At 43.5% G+C, this 25762-nt stretch carries 25 protein-coding genes and 5 tRNA genes; 22 read left to right on the forward strand and 8 right to left on the reverse strand.

All coding sequences use genetic code 11. The features are described 5' to 3' along the window. The first annotated feature begins 15 nt into the window (after nucleotides 1-15). The 4 genes from MHH86_RS05605 to MHH86_RS05620 all read left to right on the forward strand — a co-directional run bounded on the left by MHH86_RS05605 (nucleotide 16) and on the right by MHH86_RS05620 (nucleotide 3542). Nucleotides 16-1338 (forward strand): extracellular solute-binding protein, encoded by a 1323-nt coding sequence (locus MHH86_RS05605; RefSeq protein ID WP_036686802.1) that lies wholly within the window; start codon nucleotides 16-18, stop codon nucleotides 1336-1338. Between the two features lie 101 nt (nucleotides 1339-1439). Next, nucleotides 1440-2321, forward strand: coding sequence for a sugar ABC transporter permease (locus tag MHH86_RS05610; protein ID WP_036686803.1), 882 nt, complete (start codon nucleotides 1440-1442; stop codon nucleotides 2319-2321). A gap of 13 nt (nucleotides 2322-2334) precedes the next feature. Beyond that, nucleotides 2335-3225 carry a carbohydrate ABC transporter permease gene (locus MHH86_RS05615; RefSeq protein ID WP_036686804.1) on the forward strand — a complete coding sequence of 297 codons (891 nt, stop codon included), beginning with the start codon at nucleotides 2335-2337 and terminating at the stop codon, nucleotides 3223-3225. Between the two features lie 122 nt (nucleotides 3226-3347). Next, nucleotides 3348-3542, forward strand: coding sequence for a hypothetical protein (locus MHH86_RS05620; RefSeq protein WP_036686806.1), 195 nt, complete (start codon nucleotides 3348-3350; stop codon nucleotides 3540-3542). 26 nt (nucleotides 3543-3568) lie between these two features. Here MHH86_RS05620 and MHH86_RS05625 read toward each other — a convergent pair whose 3' ends face one another. From MHH86_RS05625 to MHH86_RS05635, 3 genes are all read right to left on the reverse strand, one after another. Beyond that, nucleotides 3569-4054: a hypothetical protein gene (locus MHH86_RS05625; RefSeq protein ID WP_076100033.1), complete on the reverse strand. Its 486-nt coding sequence runs from the start codon at nucleotides 4052-4054 to the stop codon at nucleotides 3569-3571. A 96-nt stretch (nucleotides 4055-4150) separates the two neighbouring features. Then, entirely contained in the window at nucleotides 4151-4282 is a 132-nt protein-coding gene (gene cmpA, locus MHH86_RS05630) for a cortex morphogenetic protein CmpA (RefSeq protein WP_094903512.1), read from the reverse strand. A 64-nt stretch (nucleotides 4283-4346) separates the two neighbouring features. Continuing rightward, nucleotides 4347-4709 carry a hypothetical protein gene (locus MHH86_RS05635; RefSeq protein WP_036686808.1) on the reverse strand — a complete coding sequence of 121 codons (363 nt, stop codon included), beginning with the start codon at nucleotides 4707-4709 and terminating at the stop codon, nucleotides 4347-4349. Between the two features lie 120 nt (nucleotides 4710-4829). Here MHH86_RS05635 and MHH86_RS05640 point away from each other — a divergent pair, with 120 nt between their 5' ends. Then, nucleotides 4830-5291, forward strand: coding sequence for a SprT family protein (locus tag MHH86_RS05640; RefSeq protein WP_080742673.1), 462 nt, complete (start codon nucleotides 4830-4832; stop codon nucleotides 5289-5291). Here the strand turns inward: MHH86_RS05640 and MHH86_RS05645 are convergent. Beyond that, the gene (locus MHH86_RS05645; RefSeq protein WP_036686811.1) at nucleotides 5281-5919 is read right to left on the reverse strand and encodes a pentapeptide repeat-containing protein; all 639 of its coding nucleotides are present in this window, start codon (nucleotides 5917-5919) and stop codon (nucleotides 5281-5283) included. The two genes, MHH86_RS05640 and MHH86_RS05645, sit on opposite strands and share 11 nt — an antisense overlap. A gap of 203 nt (nucleotides 5920-6122) precedes the next feature. Between MHH86_RS05645 and MHH86_RS05650 the strand changes: the two genes are divergently transcribed. After that, nucleotides 6123-12968 (forward strand): S-layer homology domain-containing protein, encoded by a 6846-nt coding sequence (locus MHH86_RS05650; protein WP_339211449.1) that lies wholly within the window; start codon nucleotides 6123-6125, stop codon nucleotides 12966-12968. 421 nt (nucleotides 12969-13389) lie between these two features. Here the strand turns inward: MHH86_RS05650 and MHH86_RS05655 are convergent, their stop codons facing one another. Then, nucleotides 13390-13818: an Lrp/AsnC family transcriptional regulator gene (locus tag MHH86_RS05655; RefSeq protein ID WP_038569079.1), complete on the reverse strand. Its 429-nt coding sequence runs from the start codon at nucleotides 13816-13818 to the stop codon at nucleotides 13390-13392. A gap of 129 nt (nucleotides 13819-13947) precedes the next feature. Between MHH86_RS05655 and MHH86_RS05660 the strand changes: the two genes are divergently transcribed. From MHH86_RS05660 to MHH86_RS05725, 14 genes are all read left to right on the forward strand, one after another. Then, nucleotides 13948-14700 carry an MBL fold metallo-hydrolase gene (locus MHH86_RS05660; protein WP_038569081.1) on the forward strand — a complete coding sequence of 251 codons (753 nt, stop codon included), beginning with the start codon at nucleotides 13948-13950 and terminating at the stop codon, nucleotides 14698-14700. A 143-nt stretch (nucleotides 14701-14843) separates the two neighbouring features. Continuing rightward, nucleotides 14844-14919 (forward strand) — tRNA-Asn (locus MHH86_RS05665). Nucleotides 14920-14926: 7 nt separating this feature from the next. Beyond that, nucleotides 14927-15015 (forward strand) — tRNA-Ser (locus tag MHH86_RS05670). 177 nt (nucleotides 15016-15192) lie between these two features. Further along, a complete protein-coding gene (locus tag MHH86_RS05675; RefSeq protein WP_038574166.1) occupies nucleotides 15193-15639 on the forward strand; it encodes a hypothetical protein in 447 nt (148 codons plus the stop codon). 102 nt (nucleotides 15640-15741) lie between these two features. Beyond that, nucleotides 15742-16347, forward strand: a complete 606-nt coding sequence (locus MHH86_RS05680; protein WP_038569083.1) for a class I SAM-dependent methyltransferase — start codon at nucleotides 15742-15744, stop codon at nucleotides 16345-16347. A 242-nt stretch (nucleotides 16348-16589) separates the two neighbouring features. Beyond that, on the forward strand, nucleotides 16590-17135 hold the full coding sequence (locus tag MHH86_RS05685; protein ID WP_212592233.1) for an O-acetyl-ADP-ribose deacetylase: 546 nt from the start codon (nucleotides 16590-16592) through the stop codon (nucleotides 17133-17135). 34 nt (nucleotides 17136-17169) lie between these two features. Further along, entirely contained in the window at nucleotides 17170-17631 is a 462-nt protein-coding gene (locus MHH86_RS05690) for a DinB family protein (protein WP_038569085.1), read from the forward strand. A 471-nt stretch (nucleotides 17632-18102) separates the two neighbouring features. Beyond that, nucleotides 18103-19008 (forward strand): branched-chain amino acid ABC transporter permease, encoded by a 906-nt coding sequence (locus tag MHH86_RS05695; protein WP_038569087.1) that lies wholly within the window; start codon nucleotides 18103-18105, stop codon nucleotides 19006-19008. A gap of 11 nt (nucleotides 19009-19019) precedes the next feature. Continuing rightward, a complete protein-coding gene (locus MHH86_RS05700) occupies nucleotides 19020-19988 on the forward strand; it encodes a branched-chain amino acid ABC transporter permease (RefSeq protein WP_036681661.1) in 969 nt (322 codons plus the stop codon). Continuing rightward, a complete protein-coding gene (locus tag MHH86_RS05705; protein ID WP_076106951.1) occupies nucleotides 19957-20739 on the forward strand; it encodes an ABC transporter ATP-binding protein in 783 nt (260 codons plus the stop codon). The genes MHH86_RS05700 and MHH86_RS05705 overlap by 32 nt, the downstream gene beginning before the upstream one ends. Nucleotides 20740-20745: 6 nt before the next feature. Continuing rightward, the gene (locus tag MHH86_RS05710; protein WP_076317341.1) at nucleotides 20746-21447 is read left to right on the forward strand and encodes an ABC transporter ATP-binding protein; all 702 of its coding nucleotides are present in this window, start codon (nucleotides 20746-20748) and stop codon (nucleotides 21445-21447) included. A 71-nt stretch (nucleotides 21448-21518) separates the two neighbouring features. Next, nucleotides 21519-22709 carry an ABC transporter substrate-binding protein gene (locus MHH86_RS05715; RefSeq protein WP_036681667.1) on the forward strand — a complete coding sequence of 397 codons (1191 nt, stop codon included), beginning with the start codon at nucleotides 21519-21521 and terminating at the stop codon, nucleotides 22707-22709. Nucleotides 22710-22847: 138 nt separating this feature from the next. Beyond that, nucleotides 22848-22919 (forward strand) — tRNA-Glu (locus MHH86_RS05720). Nucleotides 22920-22925: 6 nt separating this feature from the next. Then, nucleotides 22926-23008, forward strand: a tRNA-Leu gene (locus MHH86_RS05725). An 87-nt stretch (nucleotides 23009-23095) separates the two neighbouring features. Here MHH86_RS05725 and MHH86_RS05730 read toward each other — a convergent pair. Further along, a complete protein-coding gene (locus tag MHH86_RS05730; protein WP_051491199.1) occupies nucleotides 23096-23719 on the reverse strand; it encodes a hypothetical protein in 624 nt (207 codons plus the stop codon). A 227-nt stretch (nucleotides 23720-23946) separates the two neighbouring features. Here MHH86_RS05730 and MHH86_RS05735 point away from each other — a divergent pair, with 227 nt between their 5' ends. Both MHH86_RS05735 and MHH86_RS05740 read left to right on the forward strand, forming a co-directional pair. After that, nucleotides 23947-24312: a helix-turn-helix domain-containing protein gene (locus MHH86_RS05735; RefSeq protein ID WP_036681672.1), complete on the forward strand. Its 366-nt coding sequence runs from the start codon at nucleotides 23947-23949 to the stop codon at nucleotides 24310-24312. A gap of 88 nt (nucleotides 24313-24400) precedes the next feature. Then, a tRNA-Leu gene (locus MHH86_RS05740) sits at nucleotides 24401-24483 on the forward strand. Nucleotides 24484-24550: 67 nt separating this feature from the next. Here MHH86_RS05740 and MHH86_RS05745 read toward each other — a convergent pair. Both MHH86_RS05745 and MHH86_RS05750 read right to left on the reverse strand, forming a co-directional pair. After that, nucleotides 24551-25060: a GyrI-like domain-containing protein gene (locus tag MHH86_RS05745; protein ID WP_339211452.1), complete on the reverse strand. Its 510-nt coding sequence runs from the start codon at nucleotides 25058-25060 to the stop codon at nucleotides 24551-24553. 171 nt (nucleotides 25061-25231) lie between these two features. Then, nucleotides 25232-25711: a glutathione peroxidase gene (locus tag MHH86_RS05750; RefSeq protein WP_036681674.1), complete on the reverse strand. Its 480-nt coding sequence runs from the start codon at nucleotides 25709-25711 to the stop codon at nucleotides 25232-25234. Nucleotides 25712-25762 lie beyond the last annotated feature (51 nt).

Here is a 25762-nt window from a genome sequence, read left to right on the forward strand (position 1 = left end):
AAAGGGGTTGTAAGCGTGCGCAATAAAAAATGGACAATATTGTTCTTAACGATGTGCCTCGTTCTTGTCACAGCTGGTTGTGGTCAAAAAGATAACAATGCAGGTGAATCTAAAGGTAGTGCAAATGGGGGAAGCGACAAAGTCACCGTTAACTTCATGCATTTATGGCCAGAAGGTGTTTCTGCCGGGCAAAATAAAATTGTTAATCAAATCATTAAAGAATATCAAACAGAGCATCCCAATGTTGTGATCAAGCAAGAGGTTCTGGACAACGAGCAATACAAAAATAAGCTGAAGGTATTGTCTGCTTCTAACGAATTGCCAGACGTTGGGGTAACTTGGGCCGCTGGCTTTTTGCAGCCTTACGTTGAAGGAAATCTCTTCGCTCCTGTAGATGACTTGTTGAATGGTGAATTAAAAGACAAGTTCGTCGCAGGAACTACAGAAGCTTATGCTATTAACGATAAAACGTATGCGCTTCCACTTGAGTTTAACATCGCACCTATCTACTACAATAAAGCTATTTTTAAAAAATATAATCTTGAGGTCCCACAAACCTACGATCAGTTTAAGCAAGTTGTAAAAACACTATCTGAAGGGGGCATTGCACCGATTGCTCTCGGTAATAAGGATCGCTGGACAGGATCGCTTTGGTATATGTATCTGGCTGATCGGATCGCAGGCCAACAGGCACTTGCAGGTGCGATCAGTGGATCAGGCTCATTTATGGATGAAGGATTAGTAAAGGCGGCTTCTGAGGTTCAATCACTTGTTGACAGCAATGCATTTGTTAAGGGTTTCAACGGTTTATCAAATGAAGAGGCAAAATCAGAGTTCGTAAATGGCAAGGCAGCAATGTACATGATGGGATCATGGGATCTGCCAAATTTCACAACCAATGAAGAAATTCCACTGGAATTCCGTAATAGTGTTGGTTTCTTCAAATTCCCGACAGTTGAAGGCGGGAAGGGCGACATTAACAGCTGGGTAGGTGGACCAGGCGTAGGATTATTTGTTGCTGAGAACTCTGAGGTAAAAGAAGAAGCAAAATTATTCGTCGAGTATTTCGTATCCAAATGGGGAGAGCAATCCGTAACTGGAGCAGGCGTTATTCCAGCTACGAAGGTGGACACCGCCACACTGGATCTACCACAGCTGTACATCGATTTGTTTAACGAAATGAACAAGGCTAGCAGCATCACTTTATTCGCAGATGTTCAAATGCGTGCCAATGCAGCAGAAACGCATCTGAATATGATCCAGGCTCTTTTTGGCAAAGCGGTGACGCCAGAGAAGTATTCCGAGGAGCATGACGCAGCCATCTCCAAAGGCAACTAAAGCTTCGACAACTAGGTGAAGGGGACAATTAGCTTATCCGGCAGCGTGATGCCGGATAAGCCTTTCCTCAAACGGTTTATGAAGGAAAGGAGTCGGACACTTTGGATAAAGTGATGTCTAACAAAAAAATAATCGCGTTATACGTATTTCCCGCCTTGCTTCTCATTCTGGCTATTGTATATATTCCGATTGTTCTAACGGGTTATTACGGACTGAATAAATGGAATGGTATAGGCGCTCTGACTTTTATCGGATTTGATAACTATAAAGCTTTGCTAACAGACCAAACCTTCTGGAATAGTGCTTGGCACTCTCTGCAGTTAGCGTTGTTTTCTACCCTAAGTCTCATTATTTATTTGGCAATTGCTATGGTATTAGCCGCCCGGATCAAGGGAGCTAACTTGTTTCGCAAAATATATCTGATTCCGATGCTGCTATCGTCCGTTGCGATTGCGCAGCTTTGGCTAAGAATTTATCATCCGACGAACGGAATTGTGAACAGCTTATTAGTATCCATTGGTTTTGCTAATCCTCCTGCATGGCTTGCAGAGCCTACATTAGTTTTGTTTGCTTTATTTATTCCCATTCTGTGGCAATATGCTGGTTTCTATATTCTGATCTATTACGCAGCACTCAAGAATATCCCGACCTCTCTGGAAGAGGCAGCAAAGATTGACGGAGCCTCTGCCTTACAAATCGCTTGGAAAATTAAGCTTCCACTCGCAATGGAAGTCATCAAAGTTACGATTGTTCTAGCCGTTGTAGGTTCTCTGAAGTATTTTGACTTAATCTTTGTTATGACGGATGGAGGTCCTAATGGCTCTAGTGAAGTGATGGCGTCTTATATGTATCATCAGGCTTTTCGGGCTTATGATTTCGGCTACGGGAGTGCAATTGGATTCTTCCTGCTCGTCATCTGTCTCGTCATTACTTGGGTCATTCGCAAATTAACTGCTACGAAAGATTCGATCCAATACTCATAAGGAGGGGCGCTTCATGATGTCTGGAACTGCAGGAAGGCTAGAAATCGGGCCAAAGACAGGCGGCGCAGGTGCGGAGATCACACGTAAATTCGGCTACTCATTGCTATATATCGTGTTGATTGCCGTTGCTGCTCTGCAATTGTTTCCGCTTGTATGGCTGCTGTTTTTCTCATTAAAAAATAATCAGGAAGTGTTCAACCTTCCTGCTCTATCGTTGCCGATGAATCCTCACTGGGAGAATTACGCGAAGGTCTGGAATGTAGGGAACATCAACGTGTATTTCTTCAACAGCGTATGGATTACCATCGTGGCTACGGTGTTAACGGTTATCTTCGGGAGCTTGGTTACGTATGCAGTTACCAGGATGAAATGGAAGGGAAGCTCGTTCGTACTGGGTTTGTTTATGGTAGCGATGATGATTCCTGTTCACTCCACGCTTATTCCGTTATTTAGTATATTCAATAAGATTGGCTTAACGGATCACCCTTTGTCACTTATTTTGTCTTATGTCGCTTTTAACATGCCGATAACGATTATGATTTTGCTGGGTTTCTATTACGCACTGCCACGCGAAGTGGAAGAGGCCGCGGTTATTGATGGTTGTTCCGTGAACAGAATGTTTTTTAGAATTATACTTCCTATGACAAGCTCGGTGATCGCGACTACAGCCATTATTAATATGATCTATAACTGGAACGAATTTATTTTTGTAAACACATTTATTAGTTCTGATTCTTACAAGACGCTGACCGTGGGGGTGCAAAACTTCATTGGTCAATATACAACGGATTGGGGTGCGATCGGGGCAACGCTTATGATCAGTATTTTGCCTATCCTGATTACATTCCTGTTCCTCAGTAACCGTATCGTTGAGGGAATTGCGGCGGGTTCGGTTAAAGGGTAAGTAGAAAGAAGACCTGAATTTCTCAGCTCGAAAAGCTGAAGAGAATTCCGGTCTTTTTTTTTAATCCAATCTAGAATTTTGATTCAATCCTGAAAGCCTCGGGTTAATGGAGGCTATCAAAGATGAACATTCGAAAGGAGAGATTGCTGATGGAACCGGGCTATAAGGATAGAAGTGTTGAAGTGGAGCATAGGGAGGTACAACGGAAATCGGATTCCAGCGTTGTCGCATCTACCTTTATTAAATATGCTGCTTACATTATAATATTTTTTGGTTTTCTGTTCTTTTTGGTTAAATATGTATTTCCTAAGTTTTAATAAGAATTGATTCTTAAGGCGGAGTTTTATTGTTTCTCTGCGATGATCTTTTTTATTACTGCTATAGTTTCTGGTGCAGCATTCTCCAGCATAAACTCAATTGCAGCGAACTGCCGCATAACGTACCTGTGCTCAAGCTTCTCTAAAGGGTTGAAAAAGTCTTTCGGATAATCGATAATCTTCAGATCCCGCTCCGTGACCTGTCCTATGTATTCAAAGTTGTATTCGAATGTACCTTCTGAAATATATAAATCGACGACTTCTTCAATTCGCTTGCGATCAATATGATCCACGACAGTTAGATAATTAGGTGCACTCCAGTAGGCCCCATTTAGACAAGCACCACTTTGGATGTAGTCTTGTCGGATCGCTTCGATGTTCTTGAAGGTGTAGAAATCCGATGCCCAGCGGGAGCGGTCAGGGAATGTGACTATGACATAGAGATTATAATTGTCTTCTTCCTCAGTCCCACTTTCCGGAGACAGCTGTATATGTCTTGTTCTACTGATCATGATTATAAGTCCCCTTTCTTAACAAAAACGGATACCGTCTTCTTAAAAGACGATATCCGCTGCTTTAAAGATGTCCTAGATCTTAATCATCCGAGGCTATAACTTCATCTCATTACTCGATTCCGCAGAATTACGATAAAAGAACCAGCACTCATTCAGCAGCTTGATCTGACGGCGGTCTTTTTTGTAATAGGCTTTCATTAGCTGATGGCAGAGCCACTGTGGCAAGCGAATCCCTCCTCTAACAACTTACGTAAGTTAGAATATGGAGAAATAAGCCTAAAGGTGCGGATTACAGTAGGCTTTCTGCTTCCTCTTCGTACCACTGCTCCAATTGAGCCTGTAGCGCTCGGATCTCAGTAAGCAGGGAGATCAGTGGGTAGTTCTTCTGCTCTTGAACAGAGGCGAAGGCCTGTTCCAATCTATTGATATAATCCAGACCGGACTCCAGGGAGTAATCCTCACGTAACAGATCCAGCGAGTCACATTCGGCGATGGCTAAGGGCAGATCCGGAACATTATCGGCTGTCAGCTTATCGATTTCTTTGTTCAGGCGTAAATTGAGCGCACTTAGTTGGTACGCATATTCCTCAGGCATTTCCACGAATTGTAATTCTTGATTTTGCTGCAAAATTACATACCGCATTTTCGGCATTGTTCATTCTCCCTCCGTACTTGTCTTCCTTCTTGACAGTTTAGCCTATGCACAAGTTACAATTCAAGTAGAGATCTTATTTCCCGTGGAAAGGACTTGTGATAGAACGCTATGGAAACTATGAGCAACGAAGAGCTGCAGCTGTGGATTGAGCAGGTATCACGGGACAGCTTTGGCGTGCCGTTTAGACACAAGGCGAGCTTTAACAGCCGGTTGTCCTCAACGGGCGGCCGATATTTTACCAAAAGCCATAATATAGAGATTAATCCCCATCAGCTTGCCATGTTTGGCAGAGAAGAGACGGAGCGGATTATCAAGCATGAGCTCTGCCATTATCATTTGCATTTGGCTAAGCGAGGGTATATGCATCGTGACGCTGATTTCAAAAGCCTGCTGGCGCAAGTCGGCGGAAGCCGCTACTGTCAGACACTGCCGGGTGCAAAAGCTCGGAAGTCGCTGCCCTATCGATATAAGCTTGTATGCAGTGCCTGTGCCATGGAGTATCCGCGTAAGCGAAAAGTAGACCCTAAGCGTTATCGCTGCGGTAAATGTTCGGGCAAGTTGAAGTTATTTATTTTATAACCAAACCTAATAATCCGACAAAAGAAACAGCTTGCTGAGGCGAAATGATGCATCCTTCTAAATCTTTGATATCCACGATCAAGCCACTGAACTCGCAGTCACTAAGATCGATCCCATTAAGCTTTGATCCTGACAATGTGGCTTGATCCATATTACACTCGCTGAAGCTGATTTTTTGGAAATTTGACTGATAGTAGTCGGAACTCATTAATGAACTGCTCTCAAAAGCAACCTGCTTCAGATTAGCGAATCGAAACGTAGCAAAATCCCCGATACAATCTACTACACGAACATTTTGGAATCTGCCTCTTGTAAAGTCTGTGCCAATAAGCTTGCAGTTTCTAAATTCAGTTCGATGAATAATGCCATTCGTAAAATCCACATTAGATAGATCACAGCGATCAAAAATCACGTCCATAAGCTCGATCCCAGTTAGGGAGCACTCCGTAATCGTTACATTTTTAAAAATCACGCGATCAAAGCTGACCTTATTAGCCTCTTGATTATCAATAACCGTATCGCTGATGCTGCAACAGCTGAATTCGTCCTTGGTTTGCAGCGAATATATTTGCTCAGGAAGAAGAGAGTCTGGATCTGCTATTTTTGGCGAATCAATTTTGAAATTCATATGTACCTCCGTTTGTTTACTCTTTGCGGGTAGCTAAAACTAACTATCATCGCGTTAAACCGATTTGTCAATCTTCATGAAGGTTGTAGGGATTGGATATCCGTACAAATACACCTTTTTCTGGATAAAATCGCACATCGTTTTGTAAGCGTTCCCAAACTAATATGAAAAGGAAGTCCATATTAATTAGAGGGGGCACATGTATGAAACGAATCAGGTCCGCAATGGCGGGTCTGCTCGCGCTGCTGCTGATTTTTTCAAGCTTGCCTGTAATGGGAACCGGTAAAGGTTCCGTAGGAGCAGAAGGGGTTGGAGGAACAGGCGCTGAGCAAATTCCATCAGATACGGTACTCATCAAGAATAAGTGGAAAAACAACTTTTTATATGAGACATCCGCAGGAATCGTGCGTTATGGCATGACCAATCCAGCCGATACTTCAGCGCATTGGACGGTTGAGACGGTGAATGGGCTGTCACGAATCAAGAATGTGAAGACAGGCCATTACATTACAATGGATGGTAACAACGGCAAAGAGGATTCACTTAAGGCGGCAGAACGCCAAGGTTCAGGAAGTGTTGCGGATCAGTGGCTGATCGATACTTCCAATCGCAATGGATACATGATCATCCGAAGTGCGACTGTGCCAGAGGGGAAGTTGGTTATCCACGAGGAGAATCAGCTTGGTTATGCGCAAGTAAGCTCGGATATCAATGTTACGTTTGAGAGTCCGCAGTGGGCTTTTATAGATCCAAATGCAGCACCTGTACGGCTAGAGAGCCGTCTCCGCCCCGGTCAGGTAATGTATGAAAGTGAAGGGAACGTTCTTTACGGTAAACAGCCTGTCAGCAATGAAGCAGCACAGTGGTATCTTGAATCAGGGACGGATGACGGAACAGTAATGATTCGCAACCGTGCGACAGGCCATTATATTAAGCAAAATGAAGTGACCTGGGCTGGGGTTTTTTCGCAGGAAGTCGATATGGATCACGTGAAGCTAAGTGAGTGGACCCAAGAGCATGCACCAGGCCCTGATGGAACGGGCTTCATTACCCTTCGTAACAGTGGTTTAACTGAAGAGGGTAGTCCATTATGGCTAAATCCGCAATTCAGCGATGACAATAATGTGCGATCTAACAGCTGGCCGGGTTCAGCCTCTAATCCAAGTGCACAGTGGAGAATCGTGCCTATTTCCGAATTACAGCCTGTACGACTGGCAACTTATACGGATGCACAAGTGGCTACAGATTTTTTATATGAATCCGTAAACGGCGAGCTTAAGCATGGAATTATTGCGCCAGATGCCGCCAACACCTCTGACTATCTATGGTATATAGAGGATTATGACGGCAATAAGCGTATCCGTAATGCGGCAACCGATCATTATGTTTCTTATAGTGAAGGTACCGCCAAGGCCTTGCAGATTAGCGGAAGTCAGCCGTCGGATCAATGGATTTTTAATGATTCCGATGATTATGATGATTACCAGACGCTTCAGAATCTCGAAAGCACAGGCATTTATTTGTCTACATTGGGTGGAGAACAGGCTGGTGCGATTGGGGATGCGACTTCTTTGAGCGCTCAGTGGCAGCTTTTAGATCCTAACACACCGACTGACGGCACAATGCCATATTACCGGATTCAGAATGGCTGGAAGTCATTTTATTGGTATGAGAGTGTTGATGGTCTTTTAAAATATGGAAATATGCAAAAGGACGGCTCCGATCAATGGCTCGTGGAGAAATATAACGGCCGCAAGCTGTTCAAAAACAAGAAAACGGGCCATTACATGAACACGATGAACATGCCAAATGGCCACCTTCAGGTCACAGAGCTTCCAGACAGAAATCATGTGGAACGAGAATACATCTGGACAGGCAAAAATGTTGGGAACAACACCTACGTAATCAGTAGCGTTCTAGACAAGGAACTTAATAAAATCCCAGAGAAGTATATTTCACTTCAGAACCTCACTAAATATGCTGAGTACGGAGTGATCAATCCAGGTTGGGGCAGTCCGCAGTGGAGATTTGTACCGGTTACCGAGATAAAACAAGACTTGTTCCGTTTTCAGCTAGATGCTGTAAATGGAGAGGATCAATATCTTAAGGACGGTCCTTTGCTGACTTCTCCAGCTGCACTAGAGGAATTGCCAGAATCTAAGACGGTTACTGAAGCTGTCTATGCTGACCAGGACTCTGCTCACTCTAACCAAAATCTTGCACCTCTAGCAGCTGCCAACGAGGATGTAACAGTAGGCCAGGCTACTTATGGTCCACTTGATTTGAATGACGATTCCTTTGTCTGGCAGTTGCAAGAAATAGCCGGCAGCAATGGATCGGTGAAGATAAAAAATAAAGGCACTGGACGCTATCTCTCCCTTGAGCATATAGGTGGGGCTGTAGATGAGATTGATCCTAAAGTTAGCGTTCAGACTTTGCAAACAGTGTACGATGTATGGGCCAGCATTAAGTGGAAGGTTGATATGCAGGCGTCCGGTGTGACTACCATTATGAGCTCATGGGCTGGTCACTATATCTATGGTGCGCCGGATGATAACGGCAACCCAATTCTCCGAATCAGTAAAGCTGCAGATACAGCGGAAAAAAGCAGTGCACATTTTACTGCTGAAGCGGTTGAAGCGATTGCTCCGCCATTGCCTGATTACCCTGTAAGATTCAAGAATGCAAGCAGTGGAGAGTATTTATACGAAAATGAGCATGGGGTTGTTCTGTACGGGCAGCCGTCAGCAGACAATGGATTTTCGCACTGGAATGTATCTGTGCAGGAGGGTAAACAGACGATCACCAACCGGGCAACAGGTCATTTTTTAACGCTGAATGGTGATTATTCATATTTGGAGAGCAGTAGTACAGATCCTGCTGTAGACGGAGCATCCGCCTGGGAAGTGAGCTTGGCTTCCGATTATACACATTACACCATTCGTAGTCTCTTTGGAGAATACGACGATGAATTAATAAACATTGCCAATAAGACAGGATATGCTGAACGTGCGCTTTTGCTAGAAAGTGAGGGTACGGCACTATGGACACTTGAGGCGGCTCCACAGGAGTTTACTACTCCATCTGGAGAACTGCGCAATAACAATACAACAACTCCAGTTCAAAATGATACCAACATCATAACCATTGTACCGAAAGGCATGGCTGGTAAAGTATTGGCCGAAAAAGAGGGGGCTGTCCTATATGCAGATGCTTCCGATGTGGCGGCTCAATCCCAGTGGCTGGTGCAGGAGATAAACGGACGCAAACGAATTATGAATGTTCAGACACAACATTATCTTTCACTCAATGAATCGGGCCAAGTGGTCTTGTTAGCTGCTGGAGATACAGAAAGATCCCAATGGAAGCTGGAAGAGAAGTTAGGTTATGCTGTTCTGCTAAGTGCGAATGGAACAGGTCTTCTTTCTCACAGCGCATCGGCTGTTCAGCTTGGTTCTGCTGCAAATGGAACTGATAGTGAGCTCTGGAGCTTCTTACCTATCCCTGCTGATGCAATTTATGCAGGAGGAGAAGCATTCAAAGGGGAACGTGTTATACGGTTTGCAGTCAACGCCCAGCAGGCTGGGGAATACGATGCTGTTATTCGATACAAAAATACCGCTGCTGCCGCAACGGATCTGGCACTAGAGGTGAATGGATTAAACGAAGGGGGCAAGGTTAGTCTTGGCAAGTCTGCCTCTTGGAAGACTGTAGCGGTAAAACTGCAGCTTCGCGCAGGCATCAACACGGTTTCTCTAAGCAGTGACAACGTGGATTGGAGTAAAGTAACCCTTGATAGCCTGACCGTAAAAAACAGCGTAAACAAAACATACCGTGGAGCAACGGTTCCATATATCAGCTATGAAGCTGAGGATGCGGCAACAAACGGAACGTTGATTGGTTCGTCGCGGAAATATCTCAGCATGGCTTCCGAGGCTTCTGGACGACAAGCGGTGGCCTTAAAGAATACGGGAGATTATCTAGAGTTCAAGCTTGCAGAATCAGCTAACTCCATCGTTCTTCGATATTCTATTCCTGATAGTCCAGATGGGGCTGGTGCGGAAGAAACCTTGACTCTATATGTGGATGGAGTTAAGAAGCAGCTTAAGCTGACATCCAAATATGCTTGGGAATATGGCAGCTACCCATGGTCAAATGACCCTCGCCAAGGCAGTGGACACCGCTTCTTTGACGAAATCCATGCTCTGATCGGCGATGCTCCTGCCGGAGCAACTATTCGCTTAGAGAAGGGAACAGGAGACAACGCAGCTTCTTACGTCATTGACCTGGTGGATATGGAGCAGGTTGCCCCTGAGTTGGCTCGCCCGGACGGATTTATTTCCGTAACGGATTTTGGAGCGGGAGCGAATGATGAGGGAGATGATACCGCAGCCTTCAAGGCAGCCCTTGCCGAAGCGAATGCGACAGGTAAAGGTGTGTGGTTCCCGGCGGGTACCTTTAATGTCGGTGAGGGTCTGCTGGATCTGGATACCGCTGAAATACGTGGTTCCGGCATGTGGTATACAGTTCTGAATGGAGCTAAGTTTTATGGTCACGGCGGTAAGGTTGGTGTTTACGATCTGATGATTGAAGGCGGCATTAACGAACGGGATGATGAAGCGATCACCAACGCTTTCCATGGTGCTTTTGGCCAAGGTTCGATTATACAGAACGTTTGGATAGAACATACCAAAGCAGGCTTGTGGTTAACTCAGCCGATGGGTGAAAAGGCGCGTACGAATGGTCTGTACATGGCAGGTCTGCGGATCCGCAATCTTATGGCAGACGGAATTAACTTTGCCGTAGGGACTGGCAACAGCATGATGGAACAAAGTGACATCCGCTATCCAGGGGATGATGGAATCGCAATGTGGTCGTTTACTGACGGCAAGTTGACGGATGTGAATGGTACGGAACGTACACCGAGCTATAACAACACGGCACGTTTTAATACGGTATCCTTGCCTTGGTTAGCGGATAACATTGTAATCTTTGGGGGGAAAGATAACAAAGTCCAGGACAACGTGGTAAAAGACACTGTGACTAATGGAGCCGGGATTGCAGTCTCTACCCGTTTCACCGCCGAGCCCTTCCAAGGAACAACGGTTGTGGAGCGAAATACCTTGCTTAGAACTGGCAGTTACGATTCCGGTTACGGCGTGAATCTGGGTGCGTTATGGCTTTATGCTGGTGAGAGTGATCTGAAAGGAAAAGTACTCATTCGCAACAATACGGCACTGGACAGCACTTATTCGGGGTTGATTGCTCAAGGTGATCTAGAGGGAGATACTCTCACTTCCATTGATGGAGTTGTGCTGACGAATAATGTATTGGATGGCGCAGGTACAAGCGGTATAGAAGTTACGAAAAATCTGAAAGGGAGTCTGTTGGTCGACAACATGATTATTCGTGGTGAACGGATGAACCTACTGACCAATGCCTCTCCTGACTTAAGCATTAAAGAACAAAATCAAGGAATAGCCTCAGCCATTAAACCGTTCTCTATCAAACTAGCAGATGGACAGAGCGGGCCTGTGATATTAGAGCAGGGTAAGTCAGCTACGCTTAAGGTACTAGATAAAGAAGGCAGAGATCTTACCGCACAAGCTACTCTAAATATTATGAGCAGTGAGATTGCTACATTTACCAACGACAGTCTTAATGGAATTCAAGCGGGAATCACAGACTTCACGGTAACTGTGGGCAACGAGAAGAGGGGATATACAATTGAGGTGCTATCACCTGGCGGGACAGATCCTGTAGATCCGATCGATCCTGTGGACCCAACAAGTACTCCTAGTCCGACGAGTACTCCAGAACCAACAAGTACTCCTGGTCCAACAGACCCTACAGGGTCAGTGAACCCTGTTCAACCCGGCACACCGACGGCTACACCAGCACCTACGCCAGCAGCTAATCATGATGTGCAGCTAAAAGCTAAGGCGACTGCAGGGCAGGCTGTTATCGAGATTTCAGCTAACGGTGACGGCACAGCCCGGTTTAGTGCAGATGCTTTACGTAAGGCGGCGGCACTTAGCCCCAAAGCTGTGCTTGTTATTGAAAGTGGGGGGATGAGCTACCGCTTCCCGTTAGAGCTTGTGGAGAGTGTGCTCAAAGCCGCACAAATGCCGGCAGGCACACTGGAGTTCAATGTAAATTCGCTAAGCGGAAAAGGATTGGAACAACTGCTTGCCAAAGCTAAGCAGCAAGGCTTTACTGTGCAAGGAACACCGGCTAATTTCACTCTAAAGGTAACGGATGGAAAAACCTCTGTAGCAGCAAGCGGGTTCGGTACCACTTATGTAGATCGTACATTTATGCTTAAGGAGGCGCTGGATGCGAAGACAGGTGTAGTCCTTATTTACGATGAACAGACGGGTTCCTTCCGTTATGTACCTGCATTGTATGAGCTCGTTAATGGGATGACCAAGGTTACGGTTAAGAGCAGTATTGCGAGCGGTGTATTTGTCGCTGCGCTGCACCCTGTGACTTTTGGAGATATTTCCACACATTGGGCGAGAAATGAGATTGAGAGACTTGCCAGCCGACTGATCTTGACCGGACAATCCACAGATACCTTTGCACCTCAGAAATCTGTCAGTCGTGCCGAGTTCGCAGCTATGCTGATTCGATCGTTAGGTCTTGTAGCTGCGAATACGACGAAGACCTTCAGTGATGTGTCCGATTTATCTTGGTATGCAGCGGACGCCAGAGCTGCTGCAGCCTTAGGACTGGTTCAAGGCTATGAGGATGGAACCTTCCGTCCGAACGTCCCTATTACACGGGAGCAAATGGCTGTTATGGCAGCCAGAGCAATGAAGCTGCTGAATCTAGAAGCTGAAGGATCTAGAGCAATCGTTGCTACAGATGTTTTCAGAGACGCTTCAACTATTTCCTCATGGGCTAAAGAAGCAGTGTCTGACCTGGCTGCAAAAGGCATTATGAAAGGTCAACCATCAGGCAGCTTTGCACCTAGCAGTGATACTAGCCGTGCAGAAGCCGCCGTAATTCTTGTACGGTTGCTTAGAGCAGCTGAATTATTGAATTAGCTACCGTAGTAGAAGCTACAATATGGCATAAGTAAAAGGACAGCAGAGCAACGATCCTCCGGTTATTGGAGGATCGCTGCTCTGCGTTTTTGACGATGGCTGGCCTGCTATAAAAGCTTATGAGCAAGCGAAAGCTCATTGACTTTGAGTAACCCAATCACTTGCATAAACACCAACACCAACATCGCCGAGCTATCATTGGCTGAGGCTTGCGGACCCCAATGACGCTATTGGCAAGTTTTTAGCCTTTTGGGCAGGGTTTCGGACTCAAGTGATGCTATTCGTTCGAAAGAGGCTCATATTTGGTGTTTTTCGTGCCAATAGAGGCAATGGGGTCCGATAGTATGCCAAATATGCGATTATGCTGAGTATAAGGTCAACTGGGTCCGATAGTAGCTTCATATCCGATTCCGATACAGACTTATTTCAGTTTTCCCATCGATAGATTGACTCTGTAATTTCCGAACTTCAGCAGTTCGTCGAGAAAGCTATTCAACTCCTTTTGGCTTCCGGTACGAACACGTATCCAGTAGCAGCCTTCTCCGCTGACCCTATGTATTTCTTTTACACTATCATGCTGCTTTGCGAATGTCTGAAAGGCTGGGTGAACCGTATTCGAACCCAAAAAAACAGTAATAAAGGCATGAATAGTCTCCCCAACCTTATCCGGATTCCAGCGGACCGTGTAGCCTTCAATCACTCCGGTGTCCTGCATTTTGCGAATACGTGCGCCCACAGCCTGACCGGTCATATGCACTTGCTGCCCAATATCTTTGTGACTGATCGTGGAATCTTCAATTAGAAGCTGCAGGATGCGAAAATCCACATCATCTATAAAATAAGAACTCATTATTATCTAAAATCCTTTCTGCGTGAAAGTAGAACAGGCCAATCTTTTTCCAATCTCAATGTATTCTGTTTCAAGGTCCAACTATAATTAATTGTAGCAGAAGATATCTGAAAGAAAGAAGGGCTTCCGATGAAAATACAGCATATTCGCAACGCGACCCTATGGCTAGAGTATGGTGGCAGTACATTTTTAATTGATCCTATGTTGAGTGAACAGGGTGCTAATCCACCTATTTTTAATACTGACAATGATCGCCGCAATCCGCTCGTTCCTTTGCCGGGAGCCGTAGAACAATGGCTGAGTCCTAATGCAATTCTTGTCACACATCTACATCAGGATCATTGGGATGCCGCTGCTATTTCTTTGTTGCCGCATGATCTACCACTATTATGTCAGGAAGGAGATGGAGATAAATTAGCGAAGCAGGGGTTTGAGCATACCACGGAAATTAGCGGTTCACTGACGTTTAATGGAATAACTATAACACGTACTGATGGACGGCATGGCACTGGAGTGACTGGTAAACTTATGGGTAAGGTATCCGGGTTTGTGTTTCAGGCGGAAGGCGAACCTGTTCTATATGTGGCTGGGGATACGATTTGGTGTGATAAGGTGAGAATGGCATTGGAGGTTTTTAAACCTGAGGTGACCGTTGTGAATGCTGGTGGTGCGCAGTTTTTAAGCGGATGCCATATTACAATGAATGAGCAGGATGTCGTAGACCTATGTGAATATGCTCCTTCTACTAAAGTGATTGCTGTGCACATGGACGCCATTAACCATTGTTTGGTTACCCGAGATAAGCTAAAAGCTCATTTAGAGAAGGAATCGTTGGGGGATCGGGTACAGCTTCCGCAGGATGGAGAATGGTGTAATCTATAGACGGAGAGGGATGGAAATCTCTTTAAAAAATCTAGCAAGCGGCCGAATCATAGCATAAATTTGAAAACGATCACAAAAATTATTTTGCCCGCTTGACTAGACCTTGAAATCATGATAAATTAATTCATGTTCACTTGTAATGTTCCCTGATAGCTCAGTTGGTAGAGCACTCGACTGTTAATCGAGTTGTCACAGGTTCGAGTCCTGTTCGGGGAGCCATTTTCATGGAGAGATACCCAAGTGGCTATAAGGGGACCCTCTGCTAAGGGGTTAGACTGCGTAAGCGGTGCGTGGGTTCGAATCCCACTCTCTCCGTTCTGAATTACATAAGAAGAGCTTCCATTCTGGGAGCTCTTTTTTGTTGTGTGTGAATTTATTTTTCGGTTGCTATATGCGATTCTGAGAAACGGTGTATTCAATATTTTGGAAGGGGAATGGTGTGGAGGGATCGAATGTTTAATTGATAAGTGTGAAGAGTTTAAAGGAGGGAGCATGAAAACAATAAATCAAATACAAACAAAACCGTCAAGCCGATATGATAGTTTTGATCCGGATCAAGAGGGGAATAAAAATACTATTTTTGCCGACGTAATAATTGATGGTAGATCTCTTTACCAAATGTTAAAAAAATATGATAGGGTTCCTTCCCTCGGGTGGGGTAGTGAAGAGCATCAAAGGAAAATGATTAATTATTTTTTGTTAAACGAAATGCATGAATATTTGTACTACAGGTACCCAATATTAGTCTGTCCCTGGTGTGGCGATGAAGAGTGTGGCTTTATATCCGTATTTATTGAGAAAGAAGAGGATCTTATCATATGGAGAGATTTCAAATTAGAATCCGGTAATAAGACTATTGATATAGGCCCTTTTTGCTTTAAATGGGATGAATACGAAAAAGTTATTAAAGAGACATTTGGAACTGCGGGGATTCAATAAAGTAAACCTGAAAACCCATGGAAGAGATGTGCTCAAATAATTTATATGGGAAAGATCTATGAGTAAATCCAATAACTACATGGTCAAAGGAGTGGAATCAACATGGAACTGTTTAAGCAAATCCCCTTGTACAGATTTTTGGCATTATGCAATGAAAGTGGTATGGAAAAAAACATATTAGACTGCGGAGCGGGAGGGGATTCACCTCCACTAAGTTTGTTTGCGAACTATGGATACAGTACAAACGGAATTGAGATGAATGACGAACAAATTAAAAGAGCTAATCAGTTCGCAACTGAAAGGGGACAGAATCTAAATATACAACAAGGCGACATGAGACAGTTGGCGCTAAGTGATGAGTCGATGAGTTTTGTGTATTCATATAACTCTATTTTTCATATGAGAAAACAAGATGTGGAAAAAGCGATAAATGAAATGAAACGCGTTCTAAAACCTAATGGATTATTATTTGTGAATTTTTTAACCCTAAAGGATTTTAGAGTCGGCGATGGAGTTGATTTGGGGGATAATCAGTTTGAACAAATGGAAGACGATGAATTCGTAATACACTCATATTATGATTATCATGAGGCGGATTCTATGTTTGATGATTTGCAGTTATTATACAAAGAAGATCGAGTACTGGAAAGAAAGTTTGAAGGCGAATGGATACGACAAGGATTTATCGATTACATATATAAAAAATAGCTGGATGCTGAAGAACATATTAGTAGCTCCGAAAAAACTAGATATCTGCGAACAATACGTTCACGCTGTGGACCACGAGGTGTTGGTTCGATAGAAGGTAAAGGTTTGAAGAAGAGTTAGCCAGGTGGACAACCCCACGAGTCTAGTGCAAACTACTGTTTCCTAGGGTGATTTAAGCCGCTTGAATGTCAATCAGCACTTGATGCTTGTTCGCAACCATTATACTTCGGGGGGGATTTCAGATGGATGTAATTATAAATAACTCAATGATTCAGTTGATTCAAGGAGATATAACTAAATTAGATGTTGATGCTATCGTCAATGCAGCAAACACAAGCTTGATGGGTGGAGGCGGAGTAGATGGAGCTATCCATAGAGCTGGTGGAAAAGCGATATTAGAGGATTGCATGAAAATTCGTAACCAAAGGGGAGGTTGTGAGGTTGGAGAAGCGGTAATAACAACAGGAGGAAATCTGAAATGTGAATTTGTTATTCATACCGTTGGTCCTGTTTGGAATAGTGGAAAGAATAACGAAGAAGAGAAGTTAAGGAATTGCTATAAAAATTTATTAATATTAGCTGAATCTAATGAAGTAACAAGTATTGCGATACCTAATATAAGTACAGGAATATATAATTTTCCGAAAGATCTTGCTTGTAGCATAGCTATAGATGAAGTTTCAAAATATATTATAAATAATAAGTCGGAAATAAATAAGGTTATTTTTATATGTTTCGATGAAGCGAACTATGAACTATATAGGAATGAATTAAAGAGATTTTGTTAGAATTTTGATGTTTACCAGAAAAGGAGATGTGCCAATGAATAACAGATCAGATTTGCTAAATCAGTTTAAGGAATGGAATGGATTTGTTCTAGAAATTATTGATTTAGATTGGAAAACACCCATCGCTGAAGGAAAATGGACCATTCATGATGTTGTTAGTCATATTTTGTTATGGGATAAATACTTCTATGAATCGACGATCGAACCGATAGCATGCGATAAAGCGATAACACTTCAACTTATTGATTTCGATCAATTCAATAATGATGCTGTTATATATGGTAAGACAAAAACCAAAGACGAATTAATAGAATTGACTGTGAAGTATCGTAACTTAATATTAGATTGTATAAGTAGTCTTGAGGAGGGAAAATACTCAGGCAAATATGTGGACGGAAGGTTTTCCTTTGAGTCCTATTTAAAGGATTTTATATCGCATGACCTACATCATATGATGCAGATTAAAGAATTAAAAAAGAAAATGATGAGTAATTGACTCGTGACGGAAGTGCAAAGAATGGAACTGACCACCCTAATTAGCTTTCTCTCACTCGATTATTGTGTGGGACAGAGCTTTTTTTTGCGCAAAAATAGAGATACAACTTGACCAGGAACTCATAATAAACTCGAAAAACACATATCCAAAGAGACAAATGTTATATTATTTATCATTAAATGCAATCTGTAGGTAAAATCAAAGACTCCCCCTCTGAAAATCAAACTTTAAAAATCTCCATAATTCTCCTGTTTTCTTCTCTTTACCCACTTTCTATCTATATACGTCCCAAAGGATTAACTCAAAATGTTATGTAATATAACATAAAATATTGAATATTATAGTAAAAACCACAAATTTTACTGACGAATGTATAGTGCTGTGTTAATATAAGTGACATAAAATAATGAAAATGAATGTAAGCTAAAGAAAGGTGTTTTTAAAAATAAATATGGGGATTGGGGGACGGCGATGGAGTATTTCATTCAACAGTTAATTAACGGGATTTCTGTAGGGAGCATCTATGCTCTGATCGCACTTGGGTACACCATGGTTTACGGGATTATTAAATTGATCAATTTCGCCCATGGGGATGTGTTTATGGTTGGGTCGTTTATTGGATTGTTCAGTGCCAGGTACTTGGCTTCAGCAGGGCTTCCTCCGATACTGGTCTTACTTATCTCATTGGTGATCTCTATGACAATCAGTGCGTTGCTGGGGATGTCAATCGAACGGCTAGCATACAAACCTCTACGAAAAGCTTCGCGAATCGCTGTGTTGATTACTGCAATTGGCGTTTCTTTTTTACTGGAATACAGCGGAGTGTTTGTGCTTGGTCCTCAGGCTAAAGGATTTCCGGAGATTCTTAATAAGCAGCAATACAACTTGTTTGGTTCCTCGATTCAGGTGGACTCCAATCAAATCATGATCTTGGGGACGACGGTTATTTTGATGATCATCCTTCAGTATATTGTGCACCGAACAAAGATTGGTAAAGCGATGCGGGCCGTTTCCTTTGATATGGAAGCAGCACGGTTGATGGGGATTAATGTAGATCGGACCATTTCAGCCACCTTCGCGATAGGATCTGCACTTGCGGCAGCAGCAGGCGTTATTTTCGGAATGACTTACAATTCAGTGGATCCGATGATGGGGGTACTTCCGGGGCTTAAAGCTTTTGTGGCTGCGGTTTTAGGTGGCATTGGCAGTATTCCTGGTGCTCTGGTAGGGGGACTTCTGCTGGGCACAGTCGAGACAGAGGTTTCTTCTCTGGGATACTCTTCGTGGCGTGATGGTGTGGCATTTGCTGTACTCATCCTAATCCTTATCTTTAAACCATCCGGGCTATTTGGTAAAAATGTCCGCGAGAAAGTGTAGGGTGATGCCGTATGAAGAAGATAAACAAGTCATTTTGGATAGGCATTGTCTTTTCTATCATGCTATATATCGTCATTCAAGTTCTTCTAACAACGGGAATATTTGATGATGTCATGGAGTCTACGCTAATTCTAATTTGTATAAATGTCATGCTGGCGGTGTCTTTGAATCTGATTAATGGGATAACGGGACAATTCTCAATCGGGCATGCTGGATTTATGTCCATTGGTGCTTATGTTTCTTCCATTTTAACTTTGAACTTTGATATGCCATTCGTGCTGGCGCTAGTGATCTCTGGACTGGTTGCTGCATTTTTCGGTGTGCTTATCGGGATTCCGACCTTGCGGCTGAATGGAGACTATCTGGCGATTGCTACGCTGGGATTTGGTGAGATTATCCGGATTGTCCTGCTCAATACAGAATATGTGGGCGGAGCTTCAGGCCTAAGCGGCATCCCTAATCAAACGACTTGGACGATTATGTTTCTATTCACATTGGTCACGATTGTTGTGATCAATAACTTTATACGTTCCACTCACGGCCGGGCTTGTATAGCGATTCGTGAGAATGAAATTGCTGCTGAAGCGATGGGGATTAATACAACTTTGTACAAAGTCATTGCTTTTTCACTTGGAGCATTATTTGCGGGGATAGCTGGTGGTCTCTCTGCTCATAAGTTCTACGTCATCAATCCTGGAAGCTTTAATTTTCTAAAATCATTCGAAATTCTAGTCATGGTTGTGTTAGGTGGACTAGGAAGTACAAGCGGGGCCATCGTGGGTGCGATTGTACTGACGGTGCTCTTCACGGTGCTTCAGGAATATCCGGAGCTGCGGATGATTATTTACTCGGCGATTCTAATTCTGATGATGATTTTTCGGCCTAAGGGGCTGCTTGGCAGCACGGGTTTTTCTTTCTTGAAATGGTCTAAAAAGGAGGTCAAACCAAGTGACAGCATCAACAGTGGAAGTGCTTCTTGATGTTCAACAAGCAAGTCGTGCATTTGGCGGGCTTAAGGCGCTTAACGAGGTATCCCTCCATATTAATAAAGGCGAGTTGATTGGGCTCATCGGACCTAATGGCGCAGGAAAAACAACCCTTTTTAACTTGCTGACAGGTGTATACCCGCCTTCCAGTGGCGATATTATCCTCAGTAATCAGGCAGTAGGCGGGATGAAGCCTTATCGGATTAACCGAAAAGGGGCAGCACGGACATTTCAGAATATCCGTCTATTTACTTCTATGACGGTGCTGGATAACGTTAAGATCGCATTTCACCAGCATGCCAGACATTCGATGTTCACTTCCATGCTCCGCCTGCCTAAGCATTTTGCAGAAGAAAACGAAATTACGCAAAAGGCTATGGATATTCTCAAAATATTTAATCTTGCCGATCAATGTGATGAATGTGCCGGGAATCTTAGCTACGGAAATCAAAGGCGTTTGGAAATTGCGCGCGCGCTTGCAGCAGGACCTAAGCTTTTGCTATTGGATGAACCAGCCGCAGGGATGAACCCGAATGAAACTCGGGATCTAATGAATCTTATTGCCTGGATCCGTGAAGAGTTTGAGCTGACGATCCTGCTTATCGAGCACGATATGTCCCTGGTTATGGGGGTGTGTGACCGGATTTATGTGCTGGATCGCGGAATGTTGATTGCTGAAGGTACGCCCGTTGAAATACGGAATCATCCCAAAGTCATAGAAGCCTATTTGGGACAGGAGGCGTAGTGGACCATGCTTAGCGTACAGGGGATCAATGTATATTATGGGGCTATTCATGCCTTGAAGGATTTAAGTATGAATGTAAAAGAAGGCGAGATTGTAACTCTAATCGGCGCAAATGGAGCGGGTAAGTCCACATTGCTTAAGACGCTTTCGGGACTACTGAAACCCAAAACAGGCTGTATAGATTTCATGGATAAATCTATTACGAATCAGAGTGTTCAGTCCATCGTAAAACAGGGGCTTATTCATTGTCCGGAAGGCAGGCGTGTATTTGCTAATATGTCTGTGGAAGAAAATCTGGAGCTAGGAGCTTTTTTACAAGATTCGGGCAGCTTAGCTGCTGATTTTGCCAAGGTCTACTCCACCTTCCCGCGTCTTTTAGAAAGAAAAAAACAGCTTGCCGGCACATTATCCGGCGGGGAGCAGCAGATGCTTGCTATGGGGCGTGCGATGATGGGGCATCCCAAGCTTTTATTATTAGATGAACCCTCGATGGGGCTTGCTCCATTACTCGTTCAGGATATTTTTCGGATCATCCAGGAAGTAAATGCCTCTGGAACAACAGTGCTTCTTGTAGAACAAAATGCCCATCAGGCGCTTAAAATTGCTCATCGGGCTTACGTTCTTGAGACGGGCAGAGTCGTGCTTGAGGGAGATGCCAAGGAATTGGCAGATTCGGAAGAGATCAGAATGGCTTATCTGGGACATTAATTCATCGGCTAGTTCATAACAGCATCACAGAAAGAACCTATAAATTATTTATTTTGGGAGGCTGGAAGAGGATGAAGAAAATCGGGGCCATATTGCTGACTGCGTTACTGGCTGGTGGATTGCTGGCAGGCTGTGGGAACAAGACAGACAACACTACTGCTGAAGGTGGGAATGCTGGCGGAGGGACCATCAAGATTGGAGCAGACCTTGAGCTTACAGGCGGCCAGGCTTCCTTCGGTGATTCTGCACTCAAAGGGGCAAAGCTGGCGGTAAAAGAAATTAATGACGCAGGTGGAATACTAGGCAAAAAACTTGAACTGATTGAAGCGGATAATGCCTCCAAGTCAGAAGAGGCGACACGCGCAGCGCAAAAGCTGATTACTACCCATAAAGTTGTAGCTATTATCGGTGCAACTACATCTACGAATACCCTCGGGATTGTTCCCGTTGCTCAAGAAAAAGGCATCCCGCTGGTTAGCTCCTCAGCCACCAATCCCAAAGTGACAGTTGATGAACGTACTGGAGATTTGAACGAATGGGTATTCCGGGCCTCTTTTATTGATCCTTTCCAAGGTGAAGTAATGGCTAACTTTGCTAAGGATACACTTAAAGCGAAGACGGCTGTTATTTATACGGATGCTTCAAGCGATTATTCCAAAGGGCTGCAGACCTTCTTTAAAGCAACGTTTACTAAGAACGGTGGCTCTATCTTAAGCGAAGAATCCTATCAACAAAAAGATTCTGATTTTAAAGCTGTATTAACACGTATTAAAGAAGCTAATCCCGATGTTATTTATCTTCCAGGCTATTATGAGGAGGTCGGCAAAATCGTAAAGCAAGCTCGCGAAATGGGGATCACCGTTCCGTTTATGGGCGGGGATGGCTGGGATTCACCTCAACTGGCTGAGATTGCCGGAGCGGATGCCCTAAACAATACGTTTATGTCCAATCACTATTCACCTGAAGATAGTTCGCCAGAAGTAAAATCGTTCGTAGATGCCTTCAAAGCTGCTAACGGTGATCTTGTTCCAGATGGGATGGCTGCGCTTGGATATGACGCCGTGAAACTAGTGGCAGACGCCATTACACGTGCGGATTCCACAGAACCTGAGAAGCTGAAGGATGCACTGGCGGGGACGAAGGATTTACAACTGGCCACGGGTAAAATCACAATGAATGAAACGCATGACCCGGTAAAAGCAGCTGTGGTGCTAAAGTTTGTAGATGGGGTACAAACCTTTGAGGCAAAAGTAAATCCATAAGCGTTGTGATTAGAGGCGCGTACCTTTATTGGTGCGCGTTTCTTTTAGTTTAAACTTTTTTTTAAAAAAGGCTTGTCAAAATTCTTATGGTTTGATATACTCATTTTTGTTGTGACAAGAAAATAACTTGTAAAGCATGGCCCGTTGGTCAAGGGGTTAAGACACCTCCCTTTCACGGAGGTAACATGGGTTCGAATCCCATACGGGTCATATTATGCGGTAGTGGTGGAATGGCAGACACGCTATCTTGAGGGGGTAGTGGGTGTATACCCGTGGAGGTTCGAGTCCTCTCTACCGCATACAAATAAAAAGTAAGAAACCCTTTGTTCGCAGAGGATTTCTTACTTTTTTTTATAAGATCAGAAGTGAAATTCAGTGGCCTCAGGTCATCTCTTAAAAGCCCCAGCATACTGGGGATAGAGCTGTCTTATGCAGTCTGGGCAGATATCATGGGTGAATTGCAAAGAAAGCTGATGCTTTAAGAAATGTTCAATGGTGATCCATTCATCCTTGGGATTACGAATACATTTACAGGAAGCACAGATTGGGATTAGCTCAAAAGATGATGGTAAGGTTGAACGGAGGTTTATGATCTCCGGATGAAGAGGTTCTTCTTTATAGGGGCCCACATCATATAGTGAAATTATAAAAGTGGCTTCTGGGTGCGGATCTGAGAGAAATGGATAGATCTCCAAACGGAAGATTCGTTTCCCTTTATTAGCGGTTTGTATGGAGAATTCGGAAGTATAAACCTGATGCTCTCTGCGGAGTATATATTTCACTGATTCATAAAGCTTGGCCCATTGATCGGGATCGATAATCACATCTTGCATGAGCTCTGAGTAATACGCACCAATCCATTTCTTATTAGTAGAAAGACCATATTCATGACTAAAGGCCTTCCACCTACTGTTGGTGAACTGGATAATCCCATGACTGTTGATCACCACCGCATTGTGCGGTAAAGCTTCAAGTGAATGGATAATGGAAGATGATAAGCATTTTGACAAAAGTCACCGCTCCCTCCTAGAGATCATTCAGGATGATAAGTTAACAAAGGGGGCCAGACGGTATTCTAACAGATACTTGTCACCTGAGTCGCCTCTTATCGTCACTCCAGCCATATGATATAATCGGATAATACATAACAATACTAATTATATACTTATTTACGTTATTTTGCAATAGGAAATTACGTAAATAAGTAATTTATTTTTAGATGGAGGGCGATTCACCGATGCAGACCATATACGAACGTATAGAATACCTGATTAAGCAGAAAGGTTTGACCAAAAAATCATTCTGTGAGCAGTTAAATATCAGCACAGGTAATATGGGAGATTGGAAGCGGGGGAAGACTACTCCAGGAACACATAAGCTGATTGAGATCGGTGATTTTTTTCATGTTAGTCTGGACTGGCTTATTCTCGGCAAAGATACACCGGATACTGTACGAGAGAGCGGCGTAGACTATGATTTGAGTGATGTTCAGCTATCGGAAAGCCGAGTAGATGAATTGCTTCCAGCAGAAAAGAATTTTATCAAGGAATATATAGCTTTTGCTGAATATCGTAAACAGAAAATGGTCGACGAAGAATCTTAAAATCTGTATCTTTACTTTTGAGAAAAGTACATTTATAATAATGAATGTTGACCTCAAACAAATTTATGTTCTATGTTTAACACACCGCGCGGTAGTGGTGGAATGGCAGACACGCTATCTTGAGGGGGTAGTGGGTGTATACCCGTGGAGGTTCGAGTCCTCTCTACCGCATACAGAATGAAGAAAGAGGCCTTGCGATGCAAGGCTTCTTTTTTTGTACATTCCTCAATCACATAACCTACTTCTTTACAAGCGGCACGCATAGATTGGCTTCGAATCCTTCATCATCCGGACCGGACTTCTCCGTGTATTGGATGTAAAAGACTCCATCAGGGTTGAACTTATAACCGGAATCCGGCAGCCATTCATTATGTATATAATTCCAGGTGTGTTGAAAAGCCAACTGAGGGAAACCGTTTGCAGTAAATATAGCATAGGTAGACGCAGGAATTTTCTTATGAACAAGGCCTTCAGGGATACAATCTAACTGCTCGACTTCAACACCAAGGAAAAAATCAGTATCCCATGCGGTATGCTCCCACAGTTTAGGCACGGATGTACGGTTCTGAAATAGACCGAGATAACAACCGCTGCTTTGAACTTTTGTGGGTATAGCATCAAATTTTGCATCAATATCCAGCTCGCCAAAAACATATTCCCAAAGATTCGCGTATGGCTCCCCAGATGAGTTTAGATTTGCCCAGCCAATAACATTTAGTTCGGGTATATCAAGCAGTTGAACAGTCACCGATTATCCCTCCCAGAAAAAATATTCCAACAATATTATAAAATATTCCAAGAGATTAAAGGGTGCTGATATATAGCGATATTATGACGTTCTTCCAAGTTGAAAAGGATACTTTACCGCATAACAACAGGGGGGGCTGTGTGATGTGGTGAGTATCCTTTTACTAAAGAATTATTTTAAAAGCTTGGAAATATCGGATTCGATCTGCTGTGGAGTGGTTTTAGGAGCAAACCGTTTTAGAACACGGCCATCTTGGTCAACTAGAAACTTCGTAAAGTTCCATTTCACGTTTTTTGAGCCTAAGACACCAGGGGCTTCCTTAGATAAGTATTTGAATAATGGATGTGCTTCATCACCTTTTACATCAATCTTCTCGAACATAGGAAAGGTTACCCCATAATTAATCTCACAGTATTCCGCAATTTCATCACTTTCGCCAGGCTCTTGTCCAGCAAATTGATTGCTTGGAAATCCTAATACTTCGAACCCGCGGTCCTTAAACTTCTCGTACACTTCCTGAAGACCTTTATACTGGGGAGTAAATCCACATTTGCTGGCAGTATTCACAACCAGGAGTACTTTACCTTTGTACTTTGACAATGATTCCTCTTCACCCTTAAGAGTGTTGACCTCAAAATCATAAATACTCATGGATGACACCTCCATAGTTAATTTAAGTTTTTAACAATTTAATTGTACACT

This window comes from Paenibacillus sp. FSL F4-0097, assembly GCF_038593125.1.
GTDB classification, from domain to species: Bacteria; Bacillota; Bacilli; order Paenibacillales; family Paenibacillaceae; genus Paenibacillus_AQ; species Paenibacillus_AQ odorifer.

Excerpts from the sequence above, each read along its gene's own strand:
- MHH86_RS05615 (WP_036686804.1), top strand. The coding sequence starts at position 2,335 with ATGATGTCTGGAACTGCAGGAAGGCTAGAAATCGGGCCAAAGACAGGC.
- MHH86_RS05620 (WP_036686806.1), top strand. The coding sequence starts at position 3,348 with ATGAACATTCGAAAGGAGAGATTGCTGATGGAACCGGGCTATAAGGAT.
- MHH86_RS05625 (WP_076100033.1), bottom strand. The coding sequence starts at position 4,054 with ATGATCAGTAGAACAAGACATATACAGCTGTCTCCGGAAAGTGGGACT.
- MHH86_RS05635 (WP_036686808.1), bottom strand. The coding sequence starts at position 4,709 with ATGCCGAAAATGCGGTATGTAATTTTGCAGCAAAATCAAGAATTACAA.
- MHH86_RS05640 (WP_080742673.1), top strand. The coding sequence starts at position 4,830 with ATGAGCAACGAAGAGCTGCAGCTGTGGATTGAGCAGGTATCACGGGAC.
- MHH86_RS05645 (WP_036686811.1), bottom strand. The coding sequence starts at position 5,919 with ATGAATTTCAAAATTGATTCGCCAAAAATAGCAGATCCAGACTCTCTT.
- MHH86_RS05650 (WP_339211449.1), top strand. The coding sequence starts at position 6,123 with ATGAAACGAATCAGGTCCGCAATGGCGGGTCTGCTCGCGCTGCTGCTG.
- MHH86_RS05655 (WP_038569079.1), bottom strand. The coding sequence starts at position 13,818 with ATGAGTTCTTATTTTATAGATGATGTGGATTTTCGCATCCTGCAGCTT.
- MHH86_RS05660 (WP_038569081.1), top strand. The coding sequence starts at position 13,948 with ATGAAAATACAGCATATTCGCAACGCGACCCTATGGCTAGAGTATGGT.
- MHH86_RS05675 (WP_038574166.1), top strand. The coding sequence starts at position 15,193 with ATGAAAACAATAAATCAAATACAAACAAAACCGTCAAGCCGATATGAT.
- MHH86_RS05680 (WP_038569083.1), top strand. The coding sequence starts at position 15,742 with ATGGAACTGTTTAAGCAAATCCCCTTGTACAGATTTTTGGCATTATGC.
- MHH86_RS05685 (WP_212592233.1), top strand. The coding sequence starts at position 16,590 with ATGGATGTAATTATAAATAACTCAATGATTCAGTTGATTCAAGGAGAT.
- MHH86_RS05690 (WP_038569085.1), top strand. The coding sequence starts at position 17,170 with ATGAATAACAGATCAGATTTGCTAAATCAGTTTAAGGAATGGAATGGA.
- MHH86_RS05695 (WP_038569087.1), top strand. The coding sequence starts at position 18,103 with ATGGAGTATTTCATTCAACAGTTAATTAACGGGATTTCTGTAGGGAGC.
- MHH86_RS05700 (WP_036681661.1), top strand. The coding sequence starts at position 19,020 with ATGAAGAAGATAAACAAGTCATTTTGGATAGGCATTGTCTTTTCTATC.
- MHH86_RS05710 (WP_076317341.1), top strand. The coding sequence starts at position 20,746 with ATGCTTAGCGTACAGGGGATCAATGTATATTATGGGGCTATTCATGCC.
- MHH86_RS05715 (WP_036681667.1), top strand. The coding sequence starts at position 21,519 with ATGAAGAAAATCGGGGCCATATTGCTGACTGCGTTACTGGCTGGTGGA.
- MHH86_RS05735 (WP_036681672.1), top strand. The coding sequence starts at position 23,947 with ATGCAGACCATATACGAACGTATAGAATACCTGATTAAGCAGAAAGGT.
- MHH86_RS05750 (WP_036681674.1), bottom strand. The coding sequence starts at position 25,711 with ATGAGTATTTATGATTTTGAGGTCAACACTCTTAAGGGTGAAGAGGAA.